The sequence below is a fragment of the Exiguobacterium sp. U13-1 genome (genome assembly GCF_001750115.1).
In the GTDB taxonomy this organism is placed as follows: domain Bacteria; phylum Bacillota; class Bacilli; order Exiguobacteriales; family Exiguobacteriaceae; genus Exiguobacterium_A; species Exiguobacterium_A acetylicum.
Window position 1 is genome coordinate 1,885,638 of the sequence record NZ_CP015731.1, and the last position, 19,548, is coordinate 1,905,185.

A 19,548-nucleotide genomic window follows, 5' to 3' on the forward strand; every position below is an offset into this window, starting at 1 on the left:
GCTTATGAATCGTTACAGTATTTTTTCGTTAGCTGCATTCATCTGTTTTTGTTTCTTATTTTTTCTGATGAAGAGCGGAGTCAGTCTGAAAGGGTTTGGAACTGTCTATATCCTGCTTCTGTTTATCGTTCCGTTAGTCGGAGTATACACAGGGTACAAAACGAAGCATCGAATACTCAAGTGGGGATTCGTCGGCATCCATCTCATTACGTTCTGCATGATGTCCTATTTACTGTTACTGGCTTACGGTATTTCGGAGTCATAAAACAGATTAAATAAAAAAGTCAGCTGATTCCATGTAAAAAGGAATCGGCTGACTTTTCATGTTATGTAGTGCGAAACAAGTTATCATCGTGAACTCTAGTTTCGCTTCGGCAAACTAGTCGTCGTGCCCATCTCAACGACTCGGTCGTCTTGAAGACGATACAAGAAATATTCCTCTTTTTGAAGTCCTTGCCCCTGTACTTTTACAGCAATCTTATAGCGTTTTTCCTTATCGCGGTGTTTGTCGTCATAAGCAGAGTGGAGTGAGACGACACGAGCTGGACCGTATTTTTTCTCGACATAAGTCTCAACCTTAGTGCTGACGTGCTGCTCGAATCGTTCATCGTATCGGACGTCTAAGTAAAACAGCAGTCCTCCTAATAGGAGTGAAAAAACCAAAACGTTCATTCCGATTTTTTTCAATTCATCACTTCCGATCGTTCCATAGCATTGAACCTAGAAAAGCTGTTACAGATGATCGAAAGACGATCCATCATAACAGCGATTGAATCATTAAGTTGAAAATCTACATCATTTGAGTGATTGCTTTAGAGATCGACTCCAACTAATTTAAGAATGATGACGATCGTGATAGCTGAGAGCGCAAAAGAACCGGCAAAAGCAAGTTGTTTTTTCAAATGGATCTCCTCCTCATGAAAAGGTTACCATTATTATGCCATTAAGTAATGTATCTGTAAAATTAATTCCAATTAGAACCCTGGATTTTCATCACAATGTTTCAGAAAGGAATAAAAACATCCTTTTGTTAAGAAAGTGGGAAGATTGTTTGGTGACTTAAAAATAGTGATAGTGTGTCTTTAAATTATGTAGTGATAGATATAAAGTATTAAAAAACATATGTGAACGTTCTGAACGCGTCATATAAATGAATTTTATTAGTTTTACACCAAGTTTAGTAATAGTTGAGGCTGTTGGGAGAGTAAGTAATCGTTTGCGACGTAGTGATGATAGGACAATGACGAATCGTTCATATGAAAGAGCGCCAACTGCCGACTCTCGAAGTCGACTTCTTCTATGTAGACAAGTTCTGCAGCGCCACCGGAGTGATGGAGAGGAAGCAGTTTTAAGGATAATCTCTCCCGTAAAGCGATGAATAACATGACTTCCATTTTATAAGTCGTCGAAACGGGAGAATCATTGTGAAGAATAACGGATGAATCGATGGAGAGATAAATAAGCGGATTCATAGTAGATAACGATACCGGATGAGTCATTTCTTTTTGAAGGTGTTGCATGGTGGACCTCCTTATAATAAGAACGTATGTTCATATTATGGAGTATGAATCCATTTTTTGCAATCCTATATAATGCTTATAGCCTAATGATGTTTTATCCATAATCGTTCGAGTTTTACTATGAAGTAGCGGAATATACTTTTCGAAAAGAATGCTGAAATTCTTATATGTCTTGGGATAACCGAATCATATCCATGCAACGGATTCCGTTTTCGATGATCTCCTCTTCATAGTGTCTCAAGAAGAAGTTCAGATCGACTCCAACAATTCGGAATCCACATTTTTGGTAAAGTGCTAGCTGTCCAATGCTTGAATTGCCTGTTCCGATTTCAATGGTCATATAGCCCAGTGTTTTCGCTGTGCGAATCGCATGTCGTAAAAGATTTTTTCCGACACCTTTTCCTTGATACAACTCGTCCACTGCGATATTTACGATTTCAATCGTTTGGGGTCTTGTCGGAAGAAGTACATATACACCAATCCATTGCTCATTCCTTTCAGCGACAAAACAATAACCTCTTTTTACATAGCTTTTGACTAACTTCTGAGACGGGTCTGCTGCTAGCAAAAGCTCCATCGGTGGATCTTCATGGACGGACAATTGTCGGATGTTCATATTCATTCTCCTCACGGATCGATTGAGATACGTTTGTCTTAGACTTTAGTTTCACTCTGCTGCCTCAATAGCTGATGTAGAAGCGTTATGAAAGAACTTGTTAGCCTCTATTCTTCTTAAGAGTACAAAAGAGCATGTAAGAAAGAAAGTCGTCATCCGTACAGAGTACCGGAAAACGACTTTCTTTCGTTAGATTAAGATCATGATCGTTTAATTAGACGGGAGAAGCTTTACGACATGCAACGCAGATTTTTTTCCGTTCGTGATGGAGTAAATGATTTCCCCATCTTGCAGTAGAGGAGGGGATACCAACTCTTCAAAGTCCGTTAAAGGAGCGACGGTCTTCGCTTTTAAGTTTGCATACATCAACTGATGGATGCCTTCGCGGAAGACGACTTGTGTATTTGAGAGGAACTGAATGCCGTCGATTGTCGTCTGGGCACTGGAAGCGGAATAGTTCAGCGTCTGTTCGTCCAATCCGATGGGTTGGAACATGGCGTCGCCTTCTGTTCCAAGAGCGAGATAGGTACCGCTGCGACTGAAATCAATTAATCCGGATATTTCTTTTTTGTAGGCACGATCCAGCGTCTCAAGCACACGGACGTTCTTTCCGTTGTTAAAATGAGACGTGTATAAGGTTACGCCGTCATCGCTATCGCGGTGCTCGTATGTGAATAGACCGTCTCGTGCCTTTCCTGTTTTTAAGATGAAGGACTGGAGTGGTGTGATCTTTCCGGTTTTTAACGAATACGACTTTAACGTGGAAACCGTTTTTTGTGCAGTCGCTTCTTGTGTGATCCAGGACGCGCGAGTTGACGTGACATCGATTCTCGGAGGGGATGTATCAAAGCGACTTTCTCCTGTATCAAGTGTTTTCACTTGATTCGTCGTGATATTTAGTTGACGAATCGACCATTTCACACCTGTCTTTGTCGGCTGTTCTGTTTCGACCCATAGTAAAAACGCACCTGTACCCGTCATCATCGGGATTGCATTCTTCGTCGCATGGACGATTTTGTTGTGCTGTCGTTTCGTATCGTATGTATAGATGACACTCTTATTTTCTTGTAGGTCAAAGTAGAAGATCTGGTTTTGATAGAAATACTGCGGATCAATCGAGACACGGTGTTTGCTCAGTAAAGAAGAAAGGTCGAACGTTTTCGTTTGACCTAACGTGATGCGCTCCGATTGTTTTTCTAATTCGATGGGGGATTGGTTCTTTGTATCGGTCGCTGCTTTTTTGGAGGAAGTGTTTACTTGTTCAGGTGACGCGCTATTTTTTTGTGCTATACGCGGTGTTGCTTGTTCTTCCATCATGGTACAACCCGCTGTCGCCCAAACGACAGTCGAGAGACAAAAGACAGATGCGAATCGATGTAATTTCATATCAAATAGCTCCTTCGAAGGTTTTCGAAAACGTAAGTCATTGCTGTACCTCATGTGAAGAGGGACTCGGACGACGGGTATGAAGAAACACGAGATACCACCACTTTAATGTGTAGGCGAACAAGAAGACACACATCCATGCCCACGGTCGCAGTGTCGTCACTCCTTCGTAAAAATGTCTGAATTCTGTGATGTCAAGACGGTACAAGGAGTTCCAAATGAATAATGCATACATGAAAAGCATCGCTAACATCGCTCGAATCGATGCTTTTCTCAAGGCTGGTTGCTTGATTGCGACGAAGATCGCACTGATAAGCGTGATGAAAAAGAAAGCATAGGTCAATATCCACACCCACATGTCATTGGTAGGTCCCATATGTATTCTCCTCCTCAGTTAATCATGGATGCTTCTAGACGACCGTCTCATCAAAACAGAAAGAATGATATCGATCAGTAACCCGATCAAGAACCAACTGATCAAGGTCAGGATGTAGATCAGGAACAGCGGGACATGGAACGAATCCAGCCATGTTCCAAGAAAGGATCGTGATTCAAGAAGCCAAAAGACAGGGCTCGTCAGAAACAACAAGATATTTTTGTCGTCGTAGCCGAAGACATTGAACAGACAGACGGCAAGTGAAAGCAAGGGAAGCCAAAGTCGAAAACCTTTTCGCACGGTCATTCATCTCCTGTTTGAATGGGATGGGTATTATCGGACTTGAATCAAGAAGGCGGACAGCCCGTCGCCGTGATCGTTCCACCGCGCCTGAATCTCATAGGTATACGATCCTTGAGCGGACGGTGCGATGAGAGTATCGTTTTTTAAAGCAACCTGTTTACTTTTTGTTTTTGAATCCCAGCGTACGACTTGAAGCATATCGGGTTTACGATCGAACGAGAGGTGAATTTTGTCAGAGGGTGAGACGATGATAGGCTTACTTTTTTCAGTCATGTGTAAAGCATCCACATAGATCATGTCCGCACATTGAGCACTGAACAAACTGGACCAGCAATAAGAGCCTTGGACAGTCGGAATCGCTTTACCGTTTACTTCGACGTCTGGGTCATATGGTTCGATCCGAAACGGTTCAAAATAGATGAAAAAAGCAATCATAGCGATTAAACAACTGATCAAAATGTATTTCAGAATAGGAGCACCCCCTTAAAAATCAGTCTCGAAAAATGTATAGATCGATTACATCTAGCATATTTTTCCACAAGAAACAATTGAATCCCTTCTACTGGTGGATGGAGTTTCGGGATAGTCTGATATTATTGACTCATTCTTTAAATTGAAAAGAAGGACAGTGGTTCATGAGCGAATTCGCTGAACCTCTGTCCTTTTGATGGTCGACTGTACAGACTGATTTGATTTAACCAATCTTGTCCGCCGTATCCGGTATGGCGTTTCTTCGTTGACGCGATACACCAATTCCTAAAGCAATGGCAGCTCCAAGACAACTCGATAAGCAGCCGAAGAGTAAATACAGAGAGGGTGTGGATTCGCCGATCATGACGGATGCGATTCCGCCGATGACGGGGAAGAGCGCCACCATATAGCCGCTCTTCGCACCACCGATCCGTTCGACGAGTTTCAGGTAAAACAGCCATGCGAGAAATGATGCAATCACGGTTAAATACAGTAAAGCAGAAAGATAGGTGACGGTTGTCGGGAGCGTAAGCGGTGTTCCTTGGAACCAGACGATAGCGCCCATCAGTAGACTCGCGACAGAAAATCCGATCGCGTTGGCATTAACCGGGTTGATTCGTTGATTGGCGTTCCGCGCTGAACTGGCGTCACCCACTGAAGTCAATAGCGTGCCGACCAAGGCAATCAAGACACCTTTTAAATCGGTCAGTCCATGGATGCTGCTTAGACTCGGAACAATCAGGACACCGACGCCGATGATACCAAAACATCCGCCAATCCAAACGCGCGCATGGAGGGTCTCTTTTAAAAACAAGCGCAGAGCAATTGGTGTCAGAATGACCTTGAGTGAGAAAATCAACGTCACGATGGCGGCAGAGCTTAACATCGTCGCGTAATAGAGACATAAGTAACTCAGAGCGAAGTTACAGACACCAAATACGACGATGAAAGGCATGTCCGACGCGGTAGGTTTGTTCGTTCGTTTAACGAATAACACAAATAGAATGAAAAGAACAGCGGTCATCGCTAATCGATAGGTCAGGGATACTTCCAAGGCGACAGGTGTTCCTTGGATTTTGACAGCAATGAAATTCAGTCCCCAGACGATCAAACAAAATAGATACATGAAATATGTCATGGTTAATCCTCGTTTACGTATTTTCATTTCCAAATCTTTTCCTGTATTTCATCTTACCAAAAGTAAAACGTTAAGAAATTAATTTCGGTATAAATAGAAAAATCACTGACCGTCATATGACAGCCAGTGATTAAGTAGTAATCATAATTTGATTTTAACGGTGTAGAGAAAACCAGTGAATCCTGTTTTTACGTTCATGACGAAGGTATTTTCATTTTTCGGTACGATGTAGATGACATCAATTTTTGAGTGTAACGGAGCGTAATAACCTAAGCTTTCTGAATAGGCTTTTTTGTTCAGATTGATCGTTTCTTCTGGCATGTAGCTTTTCTTGTGACGATCAATCAATGGGAAAGAAGAGGGTTTATAGTCAATATAAGAGTCAGCTGAATCTTCACCCTTTACCTGCATCTCAAGTCTGACAGATACGGCTTGTTTATTTTTCGGAAGATTCTTCAGTGGAACACGTTTCGCCGAACTGACCATGAACCCACGTTGTTTCATTAAATTCTTATCACCAGCATAAGTCTGAAGACCACCTTTATTCATCAGTTCTTCGATGGCGTCTGTATTCTTTTTCTTTGACTGTTTCTTTTGTCCGGTCTTCACGTTGGTTGATGCAGCATTAACAGCATCGACTTCGATTTTGACGGTCGTCGGCTTCGCAATGGCTTCGCTTGTCGCGAGAAGAACATACGTATTTTTATCACTTGGAACACGGAACACAAGATCGACGCGAGAAACGAAAGGTGGGAAATAGCGATAGCCGTCCTTCCAAGCGTCTGGGTTCCGGTTCTCATAATCGACAGCTTCGTATACATTACCGCTTGTATCCTCTAACGTGAATAGATTTGGCTTATAAATACCATATCCGCCATCTGCGTCTTTATCCTTGTAGTTCTCAAGGATGACGGGAACGGTAACATATTGTTCATCATCAAGAGTTGGTAATTTCAACTCCTTTGGAGGAGATAGGAGAAGTTTATCAACATGGAAAATATTGCTTTTTGTTTTAGGATCTCCCGGATAGGTTTGAACGACTCCACGATCCATTAGTTGATCGAGCTTGCTCGAATTGACTTTTTTCGTAGAGGACGCTTTCTTTTTCTTGTCTTTTACATCTGCCAATTTCGTTCCTGTCGTCTTGACCGTTGGTGCAGCTGTTTGTACCGGTTTCGTGGACGTAGGACCTTCTTCTGTCGTAGCAAAGAAGAACAGGGAAGCGACACCAACGACAAGGGCACCACCAACTGCGGATAAGGCGAGTCGGAAACGTCGTTCCGTCGCTTTCGTATTCGTTGCGACACTTCCAATCGCAGCATTTGGTGTAATGCTGACGGCGCGTTGAGCGGGTAAGAGGGCACCGAGAACTCCCGTGATGGCAGGAATCAACAACATGACACTCAAGAAACCAAGCTCACCTGTTGGGAACTGGTTATAGACGAAGCCGATCATCGCGAGTGCAATGAGCAAACCGATGATTCCAGCGAACAGTCCCGTCATCAATCCTTCACTTAAGACGAGCGTCCGGATTTGACCGTTCCGCCAACCAGTTGCCTTCAAGACGGCAAGTTGACTCTTTCGTTCGTTGACGTTTTGCCACATGATCTCCGTCGTCGTCAGGATGGCGATAAGTAAAGCGACACCCATCGCAACATAATGCATCGTGCCGACTTCGAGGGCAACGTATTCGCCGAGCCATGTCGCATACAAGACACCTTTCAGTCGGAAGGTGATGAATAGGAAGAAAATGAACAGACTCGTCGGCAAGGCGATCGCGATTGTCGAGAGGATCGTCCGTTGCCAATACGTTGCAAGTTGGTTGATGCTCATCCCAAGGACACTTTGTGCCCGGACGAAGCGACGACCTTTGGAGACTTCACCAGAACGCATACTTTCGAACGGCTGAATCCGGCGGATGAGCGTCATCGGGACGAGCGTACCGCCCCAGTAAATCAATAGACCAGCAAGTCCAATCAAGATGATCCGTGATAAGGCAATCGGATGATCCGTCGTCAGCCAGAACGAACCGAGGATCGTCCAAGAGATCAAGGCGACGAGTGTGCCGAGTAGTGTCGCTTCCAGGAACAGAAGCTTCGAAAGCTGACGTGGACGCCAACCGAGCGACAGTAAGATCGCGAATTCCTTCTTGCGGGCATAGAGTAAGATGATGTTTGAACTGAAGACATAGACGAGCGCAACAGCGATGACACTGGCGATGATACCGCTCATTCCGACTTTCGCTTCTTGGAAGATGGCCATCGATGAACCGAGTTTGATCCACGGTTGCTGGATCCAACCGAGTGCCGATTCACCTTTTAATCCAGGGAGGTAAGTCAGTGCAAGTTGTGGCGAGGAACCAAGCGTGACGTCGGTGATTAAACCGGTCTTGTCCTCGATCTCTTGAGCGACAGCTTTCAACTTCTTCTCACTCGTCGCGTTCATCGTCTCGACACCTTTGACGTTGACACGAATAGCAGAAATCGCTTTATCACCACGTAACTTAAAGGCGGCGTCAAGCGTCGTCAGCATCGATGGTGGTTTCGTCAAGAAGTCATACGGATCGTTCGTCGGCTTGACTTCTCGGACTGGATTGACCGGTTTTTCATTCTTATCCATGACCCATTGGGCTTTCGCCGGGAAGTAGGTCTCCATCGGTAGTTCCGTCAACGGATCCTTCGAGATGTTCAATTTTTTCGGATCAAAGACACCAATATAGTTCAAATGCATTTTTGGTACTTTGTCTAGGTTACCCGTACCATCACCGAAGATACGCGCTTTTCGGTACATCGATCGTTTTGAAATGAGGGCGTCCTTATCGACCTCTTGAGGTGTTACTTGATAGGTGAACGGCCAACGTTTGGCAAAGGGACTAGCAATCGTTTGATACTCGACAGACGATGGCTTTAAAAACATCCAGTCAAAGCTACCACTTGCTTTTTCCGGAACCTTATCTTCGAGAATGTTCTTAATAAGTTGCTTTGATGCTTGCTCTGTCGAAATATAGTATTCCTTCGTATCTTTAACAGGAAGCGTCTTGAGATAGGATTCGCCACCTTTTTTCATGATACTGCGCACCGTTTCAACCATTGAATCTTTGACGAGCGGGATATCGACTTTCTCGTAGCGATAGGTCCGCGAAGCATTGACGTATTCCTGACTGTTCATGATCAATGGGATGTCCCAAACACCGTCACCATAATCGTTCACGACATCGTCCTTCGTGAAATAACGACTATGCGTAGCCTTTTTGGTTGCCTGATCGAGTCCAACGAGTTGTGCTTCAGCTTCCGGATCAATCCCGGCAAGCATCACTGCGCTCCCGTAACCGTAGATAGGAAACTCGCCTAATTCTTGCGGTGAAACATCTCGATTCAATCCGTCACTCTCAGGAGGGAACCAACCGGCTCCGGCAAAGAATGAATAAGATTCTGTTTCTTTCTTTAGCCCAGTATCTTGCATATCCGTAAACGAAATTTTGTAAATGCCCGGTTCTTTGAAATTATAGGTATCCGTTTCAGCATTCGTATTGTAGTTCCCAATCATCGCAATCGGTGCTGCGACTTCTACGTCAGCAATCTGCTTGATCGTCTCGTACTGCTTGCGGGAAATCCCACCGTCGAGTCCGCTCATATAGTTCGGTTCGAGCAGGTTCAAGTCTTCCGTCACGCTCCGGCTGCCTTCCGGACGGACGACGATATCGTACGACGATCCCCAGCGTTTTTGCAGTTCATCGACGACCGTTCCGTTGTTCGCTTGCGTCGTACCGATCAAGTAACTCAGTCCGGTACTGACGATCAGGACGCCGACGAGGAGCAAGATGAAACGCTCCTTATTGCGCCACCATGAATTCCAGATGAATCTCAGCATGTACTATCCCTCGCTTTCGTTTGATTTGAAGAAAATTGTGTAATATGACCTCCTTATCACTTATGTACATATCCATATATTTCTTTTTATTTTTCCATTATATACAAATAATAGTGAATTGACTAAAAAATCTGTTGATTAGGTATGTTCGTTTTTAATAGATTAGAAAAAGCACCTCACGAAGGAGGTGCTACATCAGGATTGATTCTTTTAAGCATAGAGCGGATTACATTTCCGCATGATGATTTCGTCGAACGAACGCCCTTCATAGGATACAGCATCAGGAATCGTTTCTACGACGTCAAAGCCAACTTTTTTATACGAAGCGATGGCTCGCTCATTATGCGAAAACACTTCAAGTTCAAGGTGATGAAGTCGAAGTTCCTCGAAACAAAAGCGGATGATACACGCGATCGCCTCTGTCCCGTATCCTTGACCGGTCCAGGGGAGGGCGCGCATCGAAATACGAAAGCCCGCTTGTTTCAACTCTGCCTCAATGTCTAAAATGGAACACTCACCAATTATTTCACCGGAATTCAAACAGATTGCGAAATCGAAGCGCGATGGATCAGCTTGGATCGAAAGAATGTGTCGTTCGATCTGCTCGAGCGAAAACGTTGCTGTCGTACCAGTCAGGAAACGTAATGTCTCATCCTCAGTTTGTTCGAATAAGACGTGCGCATCGGTCACGTCAAGCGGACGGAGGAAAATTCGTTTTGCGGTCAGGTGCATGAATATCTTCCTTTCTCATGACGAAAGCTTGATCGTTTCGTCTGTTTCCGTCGTAAAATGATGACGTTTCGTTCGATCCTGGACGATCCAAACAATCCATCCACCGATCAATAGAAAGCTGACTGCAGCGACGGTATACGTCAAGCGGATTGAGGTCTCCGCATAGAAACCAATCAACGCCGTCAAGAGAATGACACCAGCTGACTGTACGACGTGGATGCTACTGAGGAATCGTCCCATCGTTTCGACCGGAATGTGCGTTTGAGCGAACGTCATGAAGCCGGTGTTCGCAAACGCAAGGGCGAACGTCAGCAAGAAAAAGCCGGTCGCTGCCGTCAGGAATGACGTCGCTGTGGCAAAGATCACATAACCGATCGGTGTCATCAGTGCTCCGAATTGAATCAAGAAGCGGAGCGACAAGCGATGCGTGAAGATCGCATTGACGGCAGAACCACAGATGATGCCGATTCCAGCGATACTGACGAGAAATCCATACGTGCTTTCATCCAGTTGCAGAACGATCGTCGCAAACGAGGCTTCGAGCGAATCAAGTCCGCTCATCAGGACGATCATCAGCGCATAGAAGGCGTAGACGAGCGTGACGTAGCGCCGCGTCCGTGCAAACTGAAGCGTCTCTTTCCAGTCCGCAAGAATCACTTGGAGTGAGAAGGACGTCGCTGGAGTCTCTGCCTGACGGACGTCGGGCAAGACGGACAGTAAGGCAGCAGAACACAACAACGCTCCCGCATTCAGAATGATCGCTGTTTCTGGGGAACCAATCAAAAATAAGAATCCAGCAATCGACGGTCCGAGAATAAAGCCGGCTGACTGAATAAAGTTCTTCAACGCATTGAACCGTTGGCGACTCGTCTCCGGGACGAGCTTCGTCATATAGATCAATGACGATGTCTCAAACAGTGTGTTGCCGATGTTCAGGATAAAGACGAGCGCATAGAGGACATACAGTGAATCGATCAGTGTCAGTGAAAAGACGAGCCCGGCACGCGAGACGTCAAGCATGACGAGCAAGCGGCGCTGATTGATCCGATCGACGACACTACCGGACCAGAGGCTCGTCAACAGCGCGGAGATCGGCAACAGAATATAGAGAACGGAGACGGCGAACGCTGATCCCGTTCGTTCAAGGACAATTAAATTCAAGGCGATGAAGTAGACCCAAGCGCCGATGTTCGAGACACCGACACCAAGTAATAGCAATCCAGGGTATTTCCAATTCGACATATGACACACTCCTTTTTATTGTTTTTTAAGCCAACAAAAAAATCCCACCTCCAAGACGTTGGTCTTGGGGACGAGACTGTGCGTGTCGTGGTGCCACCCCTGTTCGCGAGACCGTCACCGGTATCGCCTTCATCGGTACGACCGTTTTCAAACGGCAAATACCTGAGCTCGATAACGGGAGCACCCGTCACGATATCCCCGATTCGGTTCCACCGTGCTGCTCAGAGGCTTGGTTCGGTCAATGGCTGATGCTCCTTTCCACCAATCGGAGCTCTCTAGGAAAAGCCGAGATGACGTACTGTTCTCTTCGACGCGTTTAATTCATATGATTTGTCTCATCCTAGCATATACAGAATGAAACCGTAAAGAATTTTATCAATTTTTTACAATTGTTGAAAATGATACATAGAAATCAGAATTAGAAAAAGCGACCTAAATGGTAAAAGATGTAACAGGTTGTATGATACATTGTCATGGTCACACGTTCACTTTCAAGAAAGTCGTACGAAAGGAGGGAAAGAAATGAAACGTTTGATTTTTTTCATATCTCCACTCCTTTTTCTAACCGAAGCTGTCTTTTTCACGACGTTCCGTCCAGTCGAGCAAGCAATCTATTTCTTAATCTTATTTTTACTGACCTGTCTATCAGCGATGATTCTAGTGGAGCGTTTCGTCAAACGTCATGATGTGATCCGTCGACTAAATACGATCCATCCACTTATCGGAATCGTAATGGGGACAGTTGTACTTGCCGTATTAGTCGGTGGTCTCATATGGTTAGCACCTTCGTTGACGAATCCGAGTCTCATTGGTCTTCTCGTCATCTTCCTTTCCATGTATAGCGGAATCCTCGTTCTCGGTTTCATCATCAGTTGTTTCTTCGAAGGCATTACGCGTCAACCGAAGGATCAATTGATTCGCCCAGTCTTTCTGTTCATCGGAACAGGCTATCTCATCTTGACCGTCTTCGGAATTTTGCAACTGTATCGTCAAACCGGATGACAGCAAACCCCACTGAAGTCATGAGACGACAGTGGGGTTATTGTTTTACTGCACTTTCAATAAGAATCCGAATTGTCCGTCTCCTTGTTCCCAGCGCGAGTTTAGTTCGTACGCATAGAGGCCAGGTTCTGTCGGGGCGTTGAACTGATCTTTTTTCAAAGCGACAGGGGATTCCTGTTTTTGATCGTCCCACTGTGATAGTTTTACGCTTTTAAGATCACCAGATAATTCGACACGGACGGGTGCCCCAGCGGAGATGGTAACTGGCGTTTTCCCTTTTGCTAGGTCAAGACCGTCACGGTACGTCTTATCGACACATTGACTGCGGAGCAAGCTGTCCCAGCAATAAGATCCTTGGACGGTCGGAACATCCTTTCCTTTTGCCTCGATTTCGGGATTCGGTGGCGCACCACGGAACGGTTCGAAAACGATGACGCAAACGACGAGGACCAGTAGAACGGCTAATGTTAGACCACGTTTCATGAGACACCCCCGATGGATTTTCTTTATTTTACCAAAATAAATCGAAATAAGTTGAGGTGTCTTTGAAAAAAAGGATATTCATTTCTTAAATTTCGAAATACTTCCGTTCCCTATTATTTTTCAGAAAACAGCTGCAATCGTTTGTTCAACAACTCCGCGACATAAATCGTTCCATCCGAACCGACCGCGATGTCGTGCGCAATCCGGAGTTGTCCCGCTTCTTTGCCCCACGCACCGAATCGTTTCTCAATCTTTCCTTGTTTGTTCAAGATGACGATTTGGCTTTGCGCGTTCTTTTTTTGTCCATTTAAATAGTTTCCGCCATCGGCGACGTAGACTTTACCGTTCGCACCGACTTCGATCCCGTACGGTCGACCGAGTTCTTTTGACGACCACGTATTGATGTGTTTGCCGTTTCGATTAAAGACTTGAACTCGGGCGTTGTCCCGGTCCGCCACATAGAGATTCATCTCATCGTCGCTACTGATCCCATGCGGCAGATTGAACTATCCGTCTTGTTTGCCGAGTTCATTGACTTCCCATTTGACTGCTCCTTTTGGATTGAACATGACGATGCGACTATTCCGGTAGCCGTCAGATACGGCGAACGAGCCGTCCTTGAAAACGGTGACGTCTGTCGGACGAGCGAACGTCTTTTCATCCAGCTGTAGCGGGATGCTTGGCAAGACGTTTCGGATACGCAGACCGACTTCCGTGAACGGACCATATGCGTTTCCGAACGTTTGCAAGACTTTGCCGGACGCATCGAGCTTGAAGACTTGGTTCAGACTGATGTCGGTAATCCAGATATTGTTTTGGTCATCGACTTCAAGACCGTGCGGTGACTTGAACAGACCGGCGCCTAACCGCTTCTTCACCTGCATCGTCTTTCCGTCGAGCACGATCAATGTCGGTTCTTTGATGTAGGTGTCATCGCCGTATAAATTACTACCCCGGTGTAAATAGTAGACGTCACCGTTCGGAGCAACAGCGACACCGCTTGCTTCGCCGGCAATCGAACGATCGCGCGTTTCAAGTGGCCAAGCGACCTGTCCTCGATACATCGTATCTTTTAGGATAGGTTGATAGTTGTCTTTCATGACGGGATCTGCGCCGCATCTCGACCAGGTAATACCCAGTACCGTGATGGTTGCTAATGTCCCTATAAAGAGCAGTCGTTTTTTCATACATTGTTCCTCCAGACGTGAATTCGTCCCCATATTATATCTAGATACTAAACGAGGACGAATCGTTCTATAGGAGGAGACAGCGGGTTACGGAAGCAGGATATTAAAATCAGGATGAAGGGGTAAAGAAGAGAGATATCATATGGAAGAAAGAAAGTGAGGCAAAAACATGAAGGCAGTCACCGTAACGGGGCATGGTGGGCTTGAGCAGCTCGCCTATATCGATCAAGAGACACCACAACCGAAACAAGGCGAGGTATTGATTGAAATCAAAGCTTGTGCCTTGAACAATACAGAAATTTGGATGCGGGAAGGCGCCTATGGTGCGGAGAGTGAATCCGGCTGGAAAGCAGAAGGGGTGCAGTTCCCCCGGATTCCCGGTTCAGACATTAGCGGACGGATTGTCGCGGTCGGAGACGGTGTCGCCGAGACGGAAATCGGGCGCGACGTCGTCTTGTTCCCGTTCACGGCAAGTGGAGAAATCGCTGATGAACAAAGTGCCGAGGACTTATCGTTCATCGGCTCCGAGTATGACGGCGGATACGCGGAGTATGTCTGCTGGCCGCTTGAACTCTGCTACGACATGCCGCTTGCTTCCTATACGGACAGTGCGGTCTTCTCGGTCAGTGGATTGACGGCGTGGCACATGGTCGAACAACTTGACTTACAAGAAGGACAGACGATACTCGTAACAGGTGCCAGTGGTGGTGTCGGCTCACTCAACGTCCAGATTGCGAAACGTGTCTTTGGCGCCCTTGTCATCGCACTTGTCGGTGACTTGAAGCTGACGGATCAATTGCAAAAACTCGGGGCGGACTTGGTCGTTTCCTACCGTGAGCCGGACTGGGATCAGCAGGTCATGCAAGAAGTCGGTCCGGTCGATGCGATTCTCGACGTCGTCGGCGATGCGGTGTTTAAACAAGGACTGGATCTGCTGAAGCGCGGCGGAACGTACTGTATTTCCGGATCGTCTGGGGGACAGGTGACGTCGCTCGATTTTCGGACGCTTTATTTGAAACATATCCGTCTACAAGGATCCGTCCTTGGCAATCGCCATGATTATGAGAAATTACTGGAGGCGGTTCGGACGCAGACGATTCAGCCCGTCATCGACCGGACGTTCCCGCTCGCTGAAGCGCGAGAAGCCCAAGCGTACTTTAAACAAGCTGGTAAATTCGGCAAGGTCGTCTTGCTACCATAAGAGAAACCGAACAAAACGAGCTATCCTCTTCCTGTGATGGAAAGGATAGCTCGTTTTCGTATCGTTAACGATTTGGCAAGATATAAAAAAATGTGACGGTCGAGCTGACAGGCTCCTCTTCCGTATAATCGATGAATTTCTCCTGTGATTCATGAATCGTATACCGGTTGCTCGGAAAGAGTTCCGTTACCCACGTCGGAACGTGTGAAGCGTGAGGGAACGACTGAATCCGCTCGAGTGGGAATGGGGTTCCGTCCGGATTCGTCGTGTGGACATGTAGTGCGTCTTGTGAAGCATCCTCGAGGACAATCGTTATGTAAAGCTGATGTTCAATCTGTTTTTCCGCTAGTTTTTGTTGCATGTCCTGCATAGCGCTCAATGCAATCCGAAGATGTGCTTTACGAATACGCAGACTCGCGTTGCCATGTCCATAAAAGTCAGGGTGCTCGTGCCAGTCGTTAAACCAAACGTCTGAATCAATATAGGCTGGAGAAGAAAAACTGTTGAATTCCAGTTCGAGATTTTTAAAGTAACGGCGTTTGCCGCGGAATTTTTTCATGAGCAATGTACCTTTCGTTAAAGGGATTTTTTATTTTTCATATGGGAAATAAGGCGAACACACTAAAAACGGGTAAATAAAAACCAATGACTTAAATGGTGTGACTCGTTTTTAAGTGACGAACTGATTGCGCGGACGTTCCCGGTGTCGTAATCGCCACCGCCTTGCTGCCACCGTCTATAACAGCATTGCGAATCAGAGCATGACCTACGCGCTCGGTGCAGATATCTGTTTCTGTACAACTGTAGTTTTATTTTGATCGCGACGTTGCTCGATGTCAAATAGCTCCTACGGACGGATCAAAGTTTACAACGAATCGATTATTTCCTGATCTCTGACTTGAATCAACTTGATCCTGACCAACTAGAGAAATTGTTCAATGAACGTGCGCCGTGATGACGGAACTGAGGAGAGAGCATGCTGGCGTTCTTTATTTTGATCCGAAATTTTTTTCATGTCATTCGTATCTTATTCAAGCAAGAAGAACAGAAGGCATTGATGATCATGGTCGGGGCACTTTTTTTGATTGGAACGGTCTTCTATCACAATGTCGAACAGTTCAGTATTCTGGACGCCTTTTATTTCTCCGTCATGACGATCGCAACGGTCGGATATGGGGATCTTGTCCCCCAAACAGCGTTCGGTAAATTGTTTTCGATTGTTTACGTCATGCTTGGCGTAGGTGTTCTCAGTGCCGTCATCGTAAACGTCAATATGGCATTAAAACAATATCACCGGGAGAAGAAAAAGGAGCAGAAATAAAACCGGATCTGATGTACTTCTTGCAATGATCCGCGGAGCAATCGTTGAGTTCTAAATAGAGAAACTTCTAACGAAGCATGATGGAAATCCTCTGTCATTATCCGATTAATAAATTTATGACTTATTACATTATTCGTTATTTGTCTTATAAATTGAATGAATCTATACTTTTTAAGAAGACCAAGCAAAAGGAGAAACCACATGATTGATTTTGAATGGTATCGCAGTTTCATTCACGTTTATCAACAACGTTCCGTCTCGGCAGCTGCCCGAATTCGTTTTTTGACGCAACCGGCGGTCAGTCAGCATATCGCGGCACTGGAAGCAGAACTAGAGACATCCTTGTTCATCCGTGCGCCACGGCAAATGATTCCGACGGACGCGGGAACAGCTCTCTATACACAAGTCGTCGGATTGATTGATCGGCTCGAGGAGTTATCACTTGAGATGAAGTACGAAGCAGGGGAACAATCTCGTCCGGTCTTGAAGTTCGGTGGACCGACGGAATTCGTCACGCATGGGATCGTACCGAAGCTACCGCTCGACGTCGCACAGTTCACGGTAGTCTTTGATTTGACGGTTCCCTTATTGCAACGCATGTTTGCAAATGAGCTCGACTTCATCATCGCAACGAAGCGAATTGATGAGCCGGGCGTCCAGTACGTTCCGATCGCTGACGAACGTTTTCATTTGATCGCCCCGATTGGCTACGATGCTCCGGAAGCGGATCTAAAGGAATGGATGGACCGACAGCGCTGGATCAGTTACGGACTCGAGTTACCGATCATTCGTCGCTACTATCAGACGCAGTTCGGAGAACGACCTGGGATCCGTCCGGAAATGATCTTACCGAACGTCGATGCGATACTAAAAGCGATCGAAGCAGGGCACGGCATCAGCGTTTTGCCCGATTATCTCGTCGAAGCAGCGGTCAGCGCTGGACGAGTACAACGGATTGCACCGGAACGATTCGCAACGAATCAGTTATATGTCGCTTATCGAACGGACTCGCGCCACGATCCGGTTTTGCAACAGGTGATTAAGGCGTTAAGTTGAATTAAGTTAAAAAAGTCCAATCCCCAAGCAATTGCTTAGAGGATTGGACTTTTTTGTACGAAATATACATTATTTCGATACGTCATCTAAGAACGTCAAGTTTCGATCAGCGACAAGACTGGCACTGACTGCTCGATAGGCTTGATAGTGCGGTGAGGCGACATGCTGATCGAAAGCGTCTTGATCACGCCATTGTTCATAAAAGTAGAAGACGTTCGGATCATCGATAGTGCGATGTGTCTGATACGTCAGGCACCCTGCTTCGGCACGCGAAGGGGATCACACCTTCGATGATAGAAACGAGCTGTTCGCCTTGATTCGGATGTGCTTCGATCCGGGCAATCAGTTGAATCATCTAAAAGACCTCCTATGAAAAGAGATCCTTCATACAAAGGATCTCTTGTTTCGATTAGTTGAGTGTATTAATGACGGCTTTCGCGACCGCAATCGTGGACTGTGGATTTTGACCCGTGACGAGGTTTCCGTCGACTTGGACGTTTTCCGTGAAGTTGTCAGCCGTGATGATGTTCGCACCGAGTTCACGAAGACGTGTCTCGAGCAAGAATGGCATGTAGACGTCAAGACCAGTCGCGCGTTCTTCTTCATCCGTGAACGTTGCGATCGTCTTTCCAGCGACGAGTGGTGTTCCGTCTGAGAGTGTCGCACTGACGAGTCCAGCTGGTTCGTGGCAGACCGCAGCGACCGTTTTGTTCGCTTCAAATAATGTCTGAAGGGCGTTGTTCAAGGCATCACTTTGTGGCAAGTCGAACATCGTACCGTGTCCACCTGGCATGAAGATTGCATCGAATGCTGAGAAGTCCTGGATTGATTTCAAATCAAGTGTCTCTTTCAAGAGTGGAGCTGTTGCTTGGATCTCAGCGGGGACTTCGTCTTCAAGGCTCCGTGCGTCGATTGGTGATTCGCCGCCGTTCGGACTTGCGACCGTTACCGTATATCCTGCATTTTTGAACTCAATGTATGCTTCTGCGAACTCCGACAACCAAAGTCCTGTCGCGTGACCTTCCTTCATTTCCTTTGCGTTCGTGACGACCATTAAGATGTTTTTACTCATGATGTGTTCCTCCTTTTTCGTTTGCCGATTGGCTACGTGATTAGAATACGCCCGCTTGAATCAAAAAACAAATTAATAAAAGCGAGCTTATCGATAAATAAATTTATACATGAAAATAAAAACTACTTCCTATCATGACGACGGAAGCAGTTTGAAAGATAGATTAACGTACGTCAGAAGAATAGTTAGTGAACATCGAGTGACTTCGCACTATCACGATGACACTGGCAAGACTTGCGACCGTTCCAAGGACAGCGACGATGATCGTCGAGGATCCGTTCGGACTCAAGAAGCCGACGGGAATCAGTCCGACGAAGCTAAAGACGATTAAGGATTGATAGACGACATTGATGATCTTCAGGACAGGATGTTCGAAAAATGATAGGACGAGCGGTGGTAAGAATAAGAAGACAATTAGTCCAATCGCGATGTAAACCGATACCGGCTCTTCAAACGATATGGTGTTTCCAGTTGAGTGGCGTGCTGCGACGAGCACGGCGACGATCGCGACGCATAAGGTCACACAAACGAAAGTTAGCCGTTTTAACATATGAACCCCTCCTTTTTACTTT

24 protein-coding genes are annotated in these 19,548 nt (G+C 46.0%); 5 read left to right on the forward strand and 19 right to left on the reverse strand.

Features of this window, described 5'->3' with window-relative positions; genetic code table 11:
- Positions 1–4: 4 nt before the first annotated feature.
- Complete coding sequence (locus ESP131_RS09670) at positions 5–265, forward strand: hypothetical protein (RefSeq protein ID WP_023468104.1); 261 nt, start codon at positions 5–7, stop codon at positions 263–265.
- Between the two features lie 95 nt (positions 266–360).
- Here ESP131_RS09670 and ESP131_RS09675 read toward each other — a convergent pair whose 3' ends face one another.
- From ESP131_RS09675 to ESP131_RS09725, 11 genes are all read right to left on the reverse strand, one after another.
- Complete coding sequence (locus ESP131_RS09675) at positions 361–672, reverse strand: hypothetical protein (RefSeq protein ID WP_156772502.1); 312 nt, start codon at positions 670–672, stop codon at positions 361–363.
- A 494-nt stretch (positions 673–1,166) separates the two neighbouring features.
- Positions 1,167–1,520 carry a hypothetical protein gene (locus ESP131_RS09680; protein WP_069940554.1) on the reverse strand — a complete coding sequence of 118 codons (354 nt, stop codon included), beginning with the start codon at positions 1,518–1,520 and terminating at the stop codon, positions 1,167–1,169.
- A 163-nt stretch (positions 1,521–1,683) separates the two neighbouring features.
- Complete coding sequence (locus ESP131_RS09685) at positions 1,684–2,136, reverse strand: GNAT family N-acetyltransferase (RefSeq protein ID WP_069940555.1); 453 nt, start codon at positions 2,134–2,136, stop codon at positions 1,684–1,686.
- Positions 2,137–2,346: 210 nt separating this feature from the next.
- Entirely contained in the window at positions 2,347–3,522 is a 1,176-nt protein-coding gene (locus ESP131_RS09690; protein ID WP_069940556.1) for a hypothetical protein, read from the reverse strand.
- Between the two features lie 37 nt (positions 3,523–3,559).
- Complete coding sequence (locus tag ESP131_RS09695; protein WP_069940557.1) at positions 3,560–3,898, reverse strand: hypothetical protein; 339 nt, start codon at positions 3,896–3,898, stop codon at positions 3,560–3,562.
- An 18-nt stretch (positions 3,899–3,916) separates the two neighbouring features.
- Entirely contained in the window at positions 3,917–4,198 is a 282-nt protein-coding gene (locus ESP131_RS09700; protein ID WP_083254792.1) for a hypothetical protein, read from the reverse strand.
- Between the two features lie 33 nt (positions 4,199–4,231).
- The gene (locus ESP131_RS09705) at positions 4,232–4,636 is read right to left on the reverse strand and encodes a hypothetical protein (RefSeq protein ID WP_231925613.1); all 405 of its coding nucleotides are present in this window, start codon (positions 4,634–4,636) and stop codon (positions 4,232–4,234) included.
- 259 nt (positions 4,637–4,895) lie between these two features.
- The gene (locus tag ESP131_RS09710; RefSeq protein ID WP_069940560.1) at positions 4,896–5,810 is read right to left on the reverse strand and encodes a DMT family transporter; all 915 of its coding nucleotides are present in this window, start codon (positions 5,808–5,810) and stop codon (positions 4,896–4,898) included.
- Between the two features lie 141 nt (positions 5,811–5,951).
- Complete coding sequence (locus ESP131_RS09715; protein WP_069940561.1) at positions 5,952–9,680, reverse strand: ABC transporter permease; 3,729 nt, start codon at positions 9,678–9,680, stop codon at positions 5,952–5,954.
- A 210-nt stretch (positions 9,681–9,890) separates the two neighbouring features.
- Complete coding sequence (locus ESP131_RS09720; protein WP_069940562.1) at positions 9,891–10,412, reverse strand: GNAT family N-acetyltransferase; 522 nt, start codon at positions 10,410–10,412, stop codon at positions 9,891–9,893.
- A gap of 15 nt (positions 10,413–10,427) precedes the next feature.
- Entirely contained in the window at positions 10,428–11,654 is a 1,227-nt protein-coding gene (locus ESP131_RS09725) for an MFS transporter (RefSeq protein ID WP_069940563.1), read from the reverse strand.
- Positions 11,655–12,176: 522 nt separating this feature from the next.
- Here ESP131_RS09725 and ESP131_RS09730 point away from each other — a divergent pair.
- Complete coding sequence (locus ESP131_RS09730) at positions 12,177–12,656, forward strand: hypothetical protein (RefSeq protein ID WP_069940564.1); 480 nt, start codon at positions 12,177–12,179, stop codon at positions 12,654–12,656.
- A gap of 45 nt (positions 12,657–12,701) precedes the next feature.
- Here ESP131_RS09730 and ESP131_RS09735 read toward each other — a convergent pair whose 3' ends face one another.
- The 3 genes from ESP131_RS09735 to ESP131_RS16655 form a co-directional block, all read right to left on the reverse strand.
- Complete coding sequence (locus tag ESP131_RS09735) at positions 12,702–13,139, reverse strand: hypothetical protein (protein ID WP_069940565.1); 438 nt, start codon at positions 13,137–13,139, stop codon at positions 12,702–12,704.
- Between the two features lie 113 nt (positions 13,140–13,252).
- Entirely contained in the window at positions 13,253–13,639 is a 387-nt protein-coding gene (locus ESP131_RS16650) for an NHL repeat-containing protein (protein WP_156772503.1), read from the reverse strand.
- A gap of 6 nt (positions 13,640–13,645) precedes the next feature.
- Positions 13,646–14,326: an NHL repeat-containing protein gene (locus tag ESP131_RS16655; RefSeq protein WP_197499318.1), complete on the reverse strand. Its 681-nt coding sequence runs from the start codon at positions 14,324–14,326 to the stop codon at positions 13,646–13,648.
- A gap of 169 nt (positions 14,327–14,495) precedes the next feature.
- Here ESP131_RS16655 and ESP131_RS09745 point away from each other — a divergent pair, with 169 nt between their 5' ends.
- Positions 14,496–15,527, forward strand: coding sequence for a zinc-binding dehydrogenase (locus ESP131_RS09745; protein WP_069940566.1), 1,032 nt, complete (start codon positions 14,496–14,498; stop codon positions 15,525–15,527).
- A 64-nt stretch (positions 15,528–15,591) separates the two neighbouring features.
- On the opposite strand, the gene ESP131_RS09750 is transcribed toward ESP131_RS09745, so the two are convergent.
- On the reverse strand, positions 15,592–16,086 hold the full coding sequence (locus ESP131_RS09750; RefSeq protein ID WP_069940567.1) for a hypothetical protein: 495 nt from the start codon (positions 16,084–16,086) through the stop codon (positions 15,592–15,594).
- A 417-nt stretch (positions 16,087–16,503) separates the two neighbouring features.
- On the opposite strand from ESP131_RS09750, the gene ESP131_RS09755 reads away from it, so the two are divergent.
- Positions 16,504–16,848: a potassium channel family protein gene (locus ESP131_RS09755; protein ID WP_069940568.1), complete on the forward strand. Its 345-nt coding sequence runs from the start codon at positions 16,504–16,506 to the stop codon at positions 16,846–16,848.
- Between the two features lie 201 nt (positions 16,849–17,049).
- Positions 17,050–17,904, forward strand: coding sequence for a LysR family transcriptional regulator (locus ESP131_RS09760; RefSeq protein ID WP_069940569.1), 855 nt, complete (start codon positions 17,050–17,052; stop codon positions 17,902–17,904).
- Between the two features lie 69 nt (positions 17,905–17,973).
- On the opposite strand, the gene ESP131_RS16910 is transcribed toward ESP131_RS09760, so the two are convergent.
- From ESP131_RS16910 to ESP131_RS09770, 4 genes are all read right to left on the reverse strand, one after another.
- Positions 17,974–18,156, reverse strand: coding sequence for a putative quinol monooxygenase (locus ESP131_RS16910; protein WP_083254834.1), 183 nt, complete (start codon positions 18,154–18,156; stop codon positions 17,974–17,976).
- The gene (locus ESP131_RS17005; protein WP_256442767.1) at positions 18,125–18,259 is read right to left on the reverse strand and encodes a hypothetical protein; all 135 of its coding nucleotides are present in this window, start codon (positions 18,257–18,259) and stop codon (positions 18,125–18,127) included. The genes ESP131_RS16910 and ESP131_RS17005 overlap by 32 nt, the downstream gene beginning before the upstream one ends.
- A 54-nt stretch (positions 18,260–18,313) precedes the next feature.
- Positions 18,314–18,976 carry a type 1 glutamine amidotransferase domain-containing protein gene (locus tag ESP131_RS09765; protein ID WP_069940570.1) on the reverse strand — a complete coding sequence of 221 codons (663 nt, stop codon included), beginning with the start codon at positions 18,974–18,976 and terminating at the stop codon, positions 18,314–18,316.
- 163 nt (positions 18,977–19,139) lie between these two features.
- Positions 19,140–19,526 (reverse strand): hypothetical protein, encoded by a 387-nt coding sequence (locus ESP131_RS09770; RefSeq protein WP_069940571.1) that lies wholly within the window; start codon positions 19,524–19,526, stop codon positions 19,140–19,142.
- Between the last annotated feature and the right edge of the window lie 22 nt (positions 19,527–19,548).

What these genes read in the sequence shown, in the direction of transcription:
- ESP131_RS09710 (WP_069940560.1), bottom strand. Translation starts at nt 5,810, where the DNA reads ATGACATATTTCATGTATCTATTTTGTTTGATCGTCTGGGGACTGAAT.
- ESP131_RS09705 (WP_231925613.1), bottom strand. Translation starts at nt 4,636, where the DNA reads ATGATTGCTTTTTTCATCTATTTTGAACCGTTTCGGATCGAACCATAT.
- ESP131_RS09745 (WP_069940566.1), top strand. Translation starts at nt 14,496, where the DNA reads ATGAAGGCAGTCACCGTAACGGGGCATGGTGGGCTTGAGCAGCTCGCC.
- ESP131_RS09720 (WP_069940562.1), bottom strand. Translation starts at nt 10,412, where the DNA reads ATGCACCTGACCGCAAAACGAATTTTCCTCCGTCCGCTTGACGTGACC.
- ESP131_RS09685 (WP_069940555.1), bottom strand. Translation starts at nt 2,136, where the DNA reads ATGAACATCCGACAATTGTCCGTCCATGAAGATCCACCGATGGAGCTT.
- ESP131_RS09765 (WP_069940570.1), bottom strand. Translation starts at nt 18,976, where the DNA reads ATGAGTAAAAACATCTTAATGGTCGTCACGAACGCAAAGGAAATGAAG.
- ESP131_RS17005 (WP_256442767.1), bottom strand. Translation starts at nt 18,259, where the DNA reads ATGATTCAACTGATTGCCCGGATCGAAGCACATCCGAATCAAGGCGAA.
- ESP131_RS09670 (WP_023468104.1), top strand. Translation starts at nt 5, where the DNA reads ATGAATCGTTACAGTATTTTTTCGTTAGCTGCATTCATCTGTTTTTGT.
- ESP131_RS09735 (WP_069940565.1), bottom strand. Translation starts at nt 13,139, where the DNA reads ATGAAACGTGGTCTAACATTAGCCGTTCTACTGGTCCTCGTCGTTTGC.
- ESP131_RS09750 (WP_069940567.1), bottom strand. Translation starts at nt 16,086, where the DNA reads ATGAAAAAATTCCGCGGCAAACGCCGTTACTTTAAAAATCTCGAACTG.
- ESP131_RS09730 (WP_069940564.1), top strand. Translation starts at nt 12,177, where the DNA reads ATGAAACGTTTGATTTTTTTCATATCTCCACTCCTTTTTCTAACCGAA.
- ESP131_RS09755 (WP_069940568.1), top strand. Translation starts at nt 16,504, where the DNA reads ATGCTGGCGTTCTTTATTTTGATCCGAAATTTTTTTCATGTCATTCGT.
- ESP131_RS09675 (WP_156772502.1), bottom strand. Translation starts at nt 672, where the DNA reads ATGAACGTTTTGGTTTTTTCACTCCTATTAGGAGGACTGCTGTTTTAC.
- ESP131_RS09695 (WP_069940557.1), bottom strand. Translation starts at nt 3,898, where the DNA reads ATGGGACCTACCAATGACATGTGGGTGTGGATATTGACCTATGCTTTC.
- ESP131_RS16655 (WP_197499318.1), bottom strand. Translation starts at nt 14,326, where the DNA reads ATGAAAAAACGACTGCTCTTTATAGGGACATTAGCAACCATCACGGTA.
- ESP131_RS09770 (WP_069940571.1), bottom strand. Translation starts at nt 19,526, where the DNA reads ATGTTAAAACGGCTAACTTTCGTTTGTGTGACCTTATGCGTCGCGATC.
- ESP131_RS09760 (WP_069940569.1), top strand. Translation starts at nt 17,050, where the DNA reads ATGATTGATTTTGAATGGTATCGCAGTTTCATTCACGTTTATCAACAA.
- ESP131_RS09715 (WP_069940561.1), bottom strand. Translation starts at nt 9,680, where the DNA reads ATGCTGAGATTCATCTGGAATTCATGGTGGCGCAATAAGGAGCGTTTC.
- ESP131_RS09680 (WP_069940554.1), bottom strand. Translation starts at nt 1,520, where the DNA reads ATGCAACACCTTCAAAAAGAAATGACTCATCCGGTATCGTTATCTACT.
- ESP131_RS09690 (WP_069940556.1), bottom strand. Translation starts at nt 3,522, where the DNA reads ATGAAATTACATCGATTCGCATCTGTCTTTTGTCTCTCGACTGTCGTT.
- ESP131_RS09725 (WP_069940563.1), bottom strand. Translation starts at nt 11,654, where the DNA reads ATGTCGAATTGGAAATACCCTGGATTGCTATTACTTGGTGTCGGTGTC.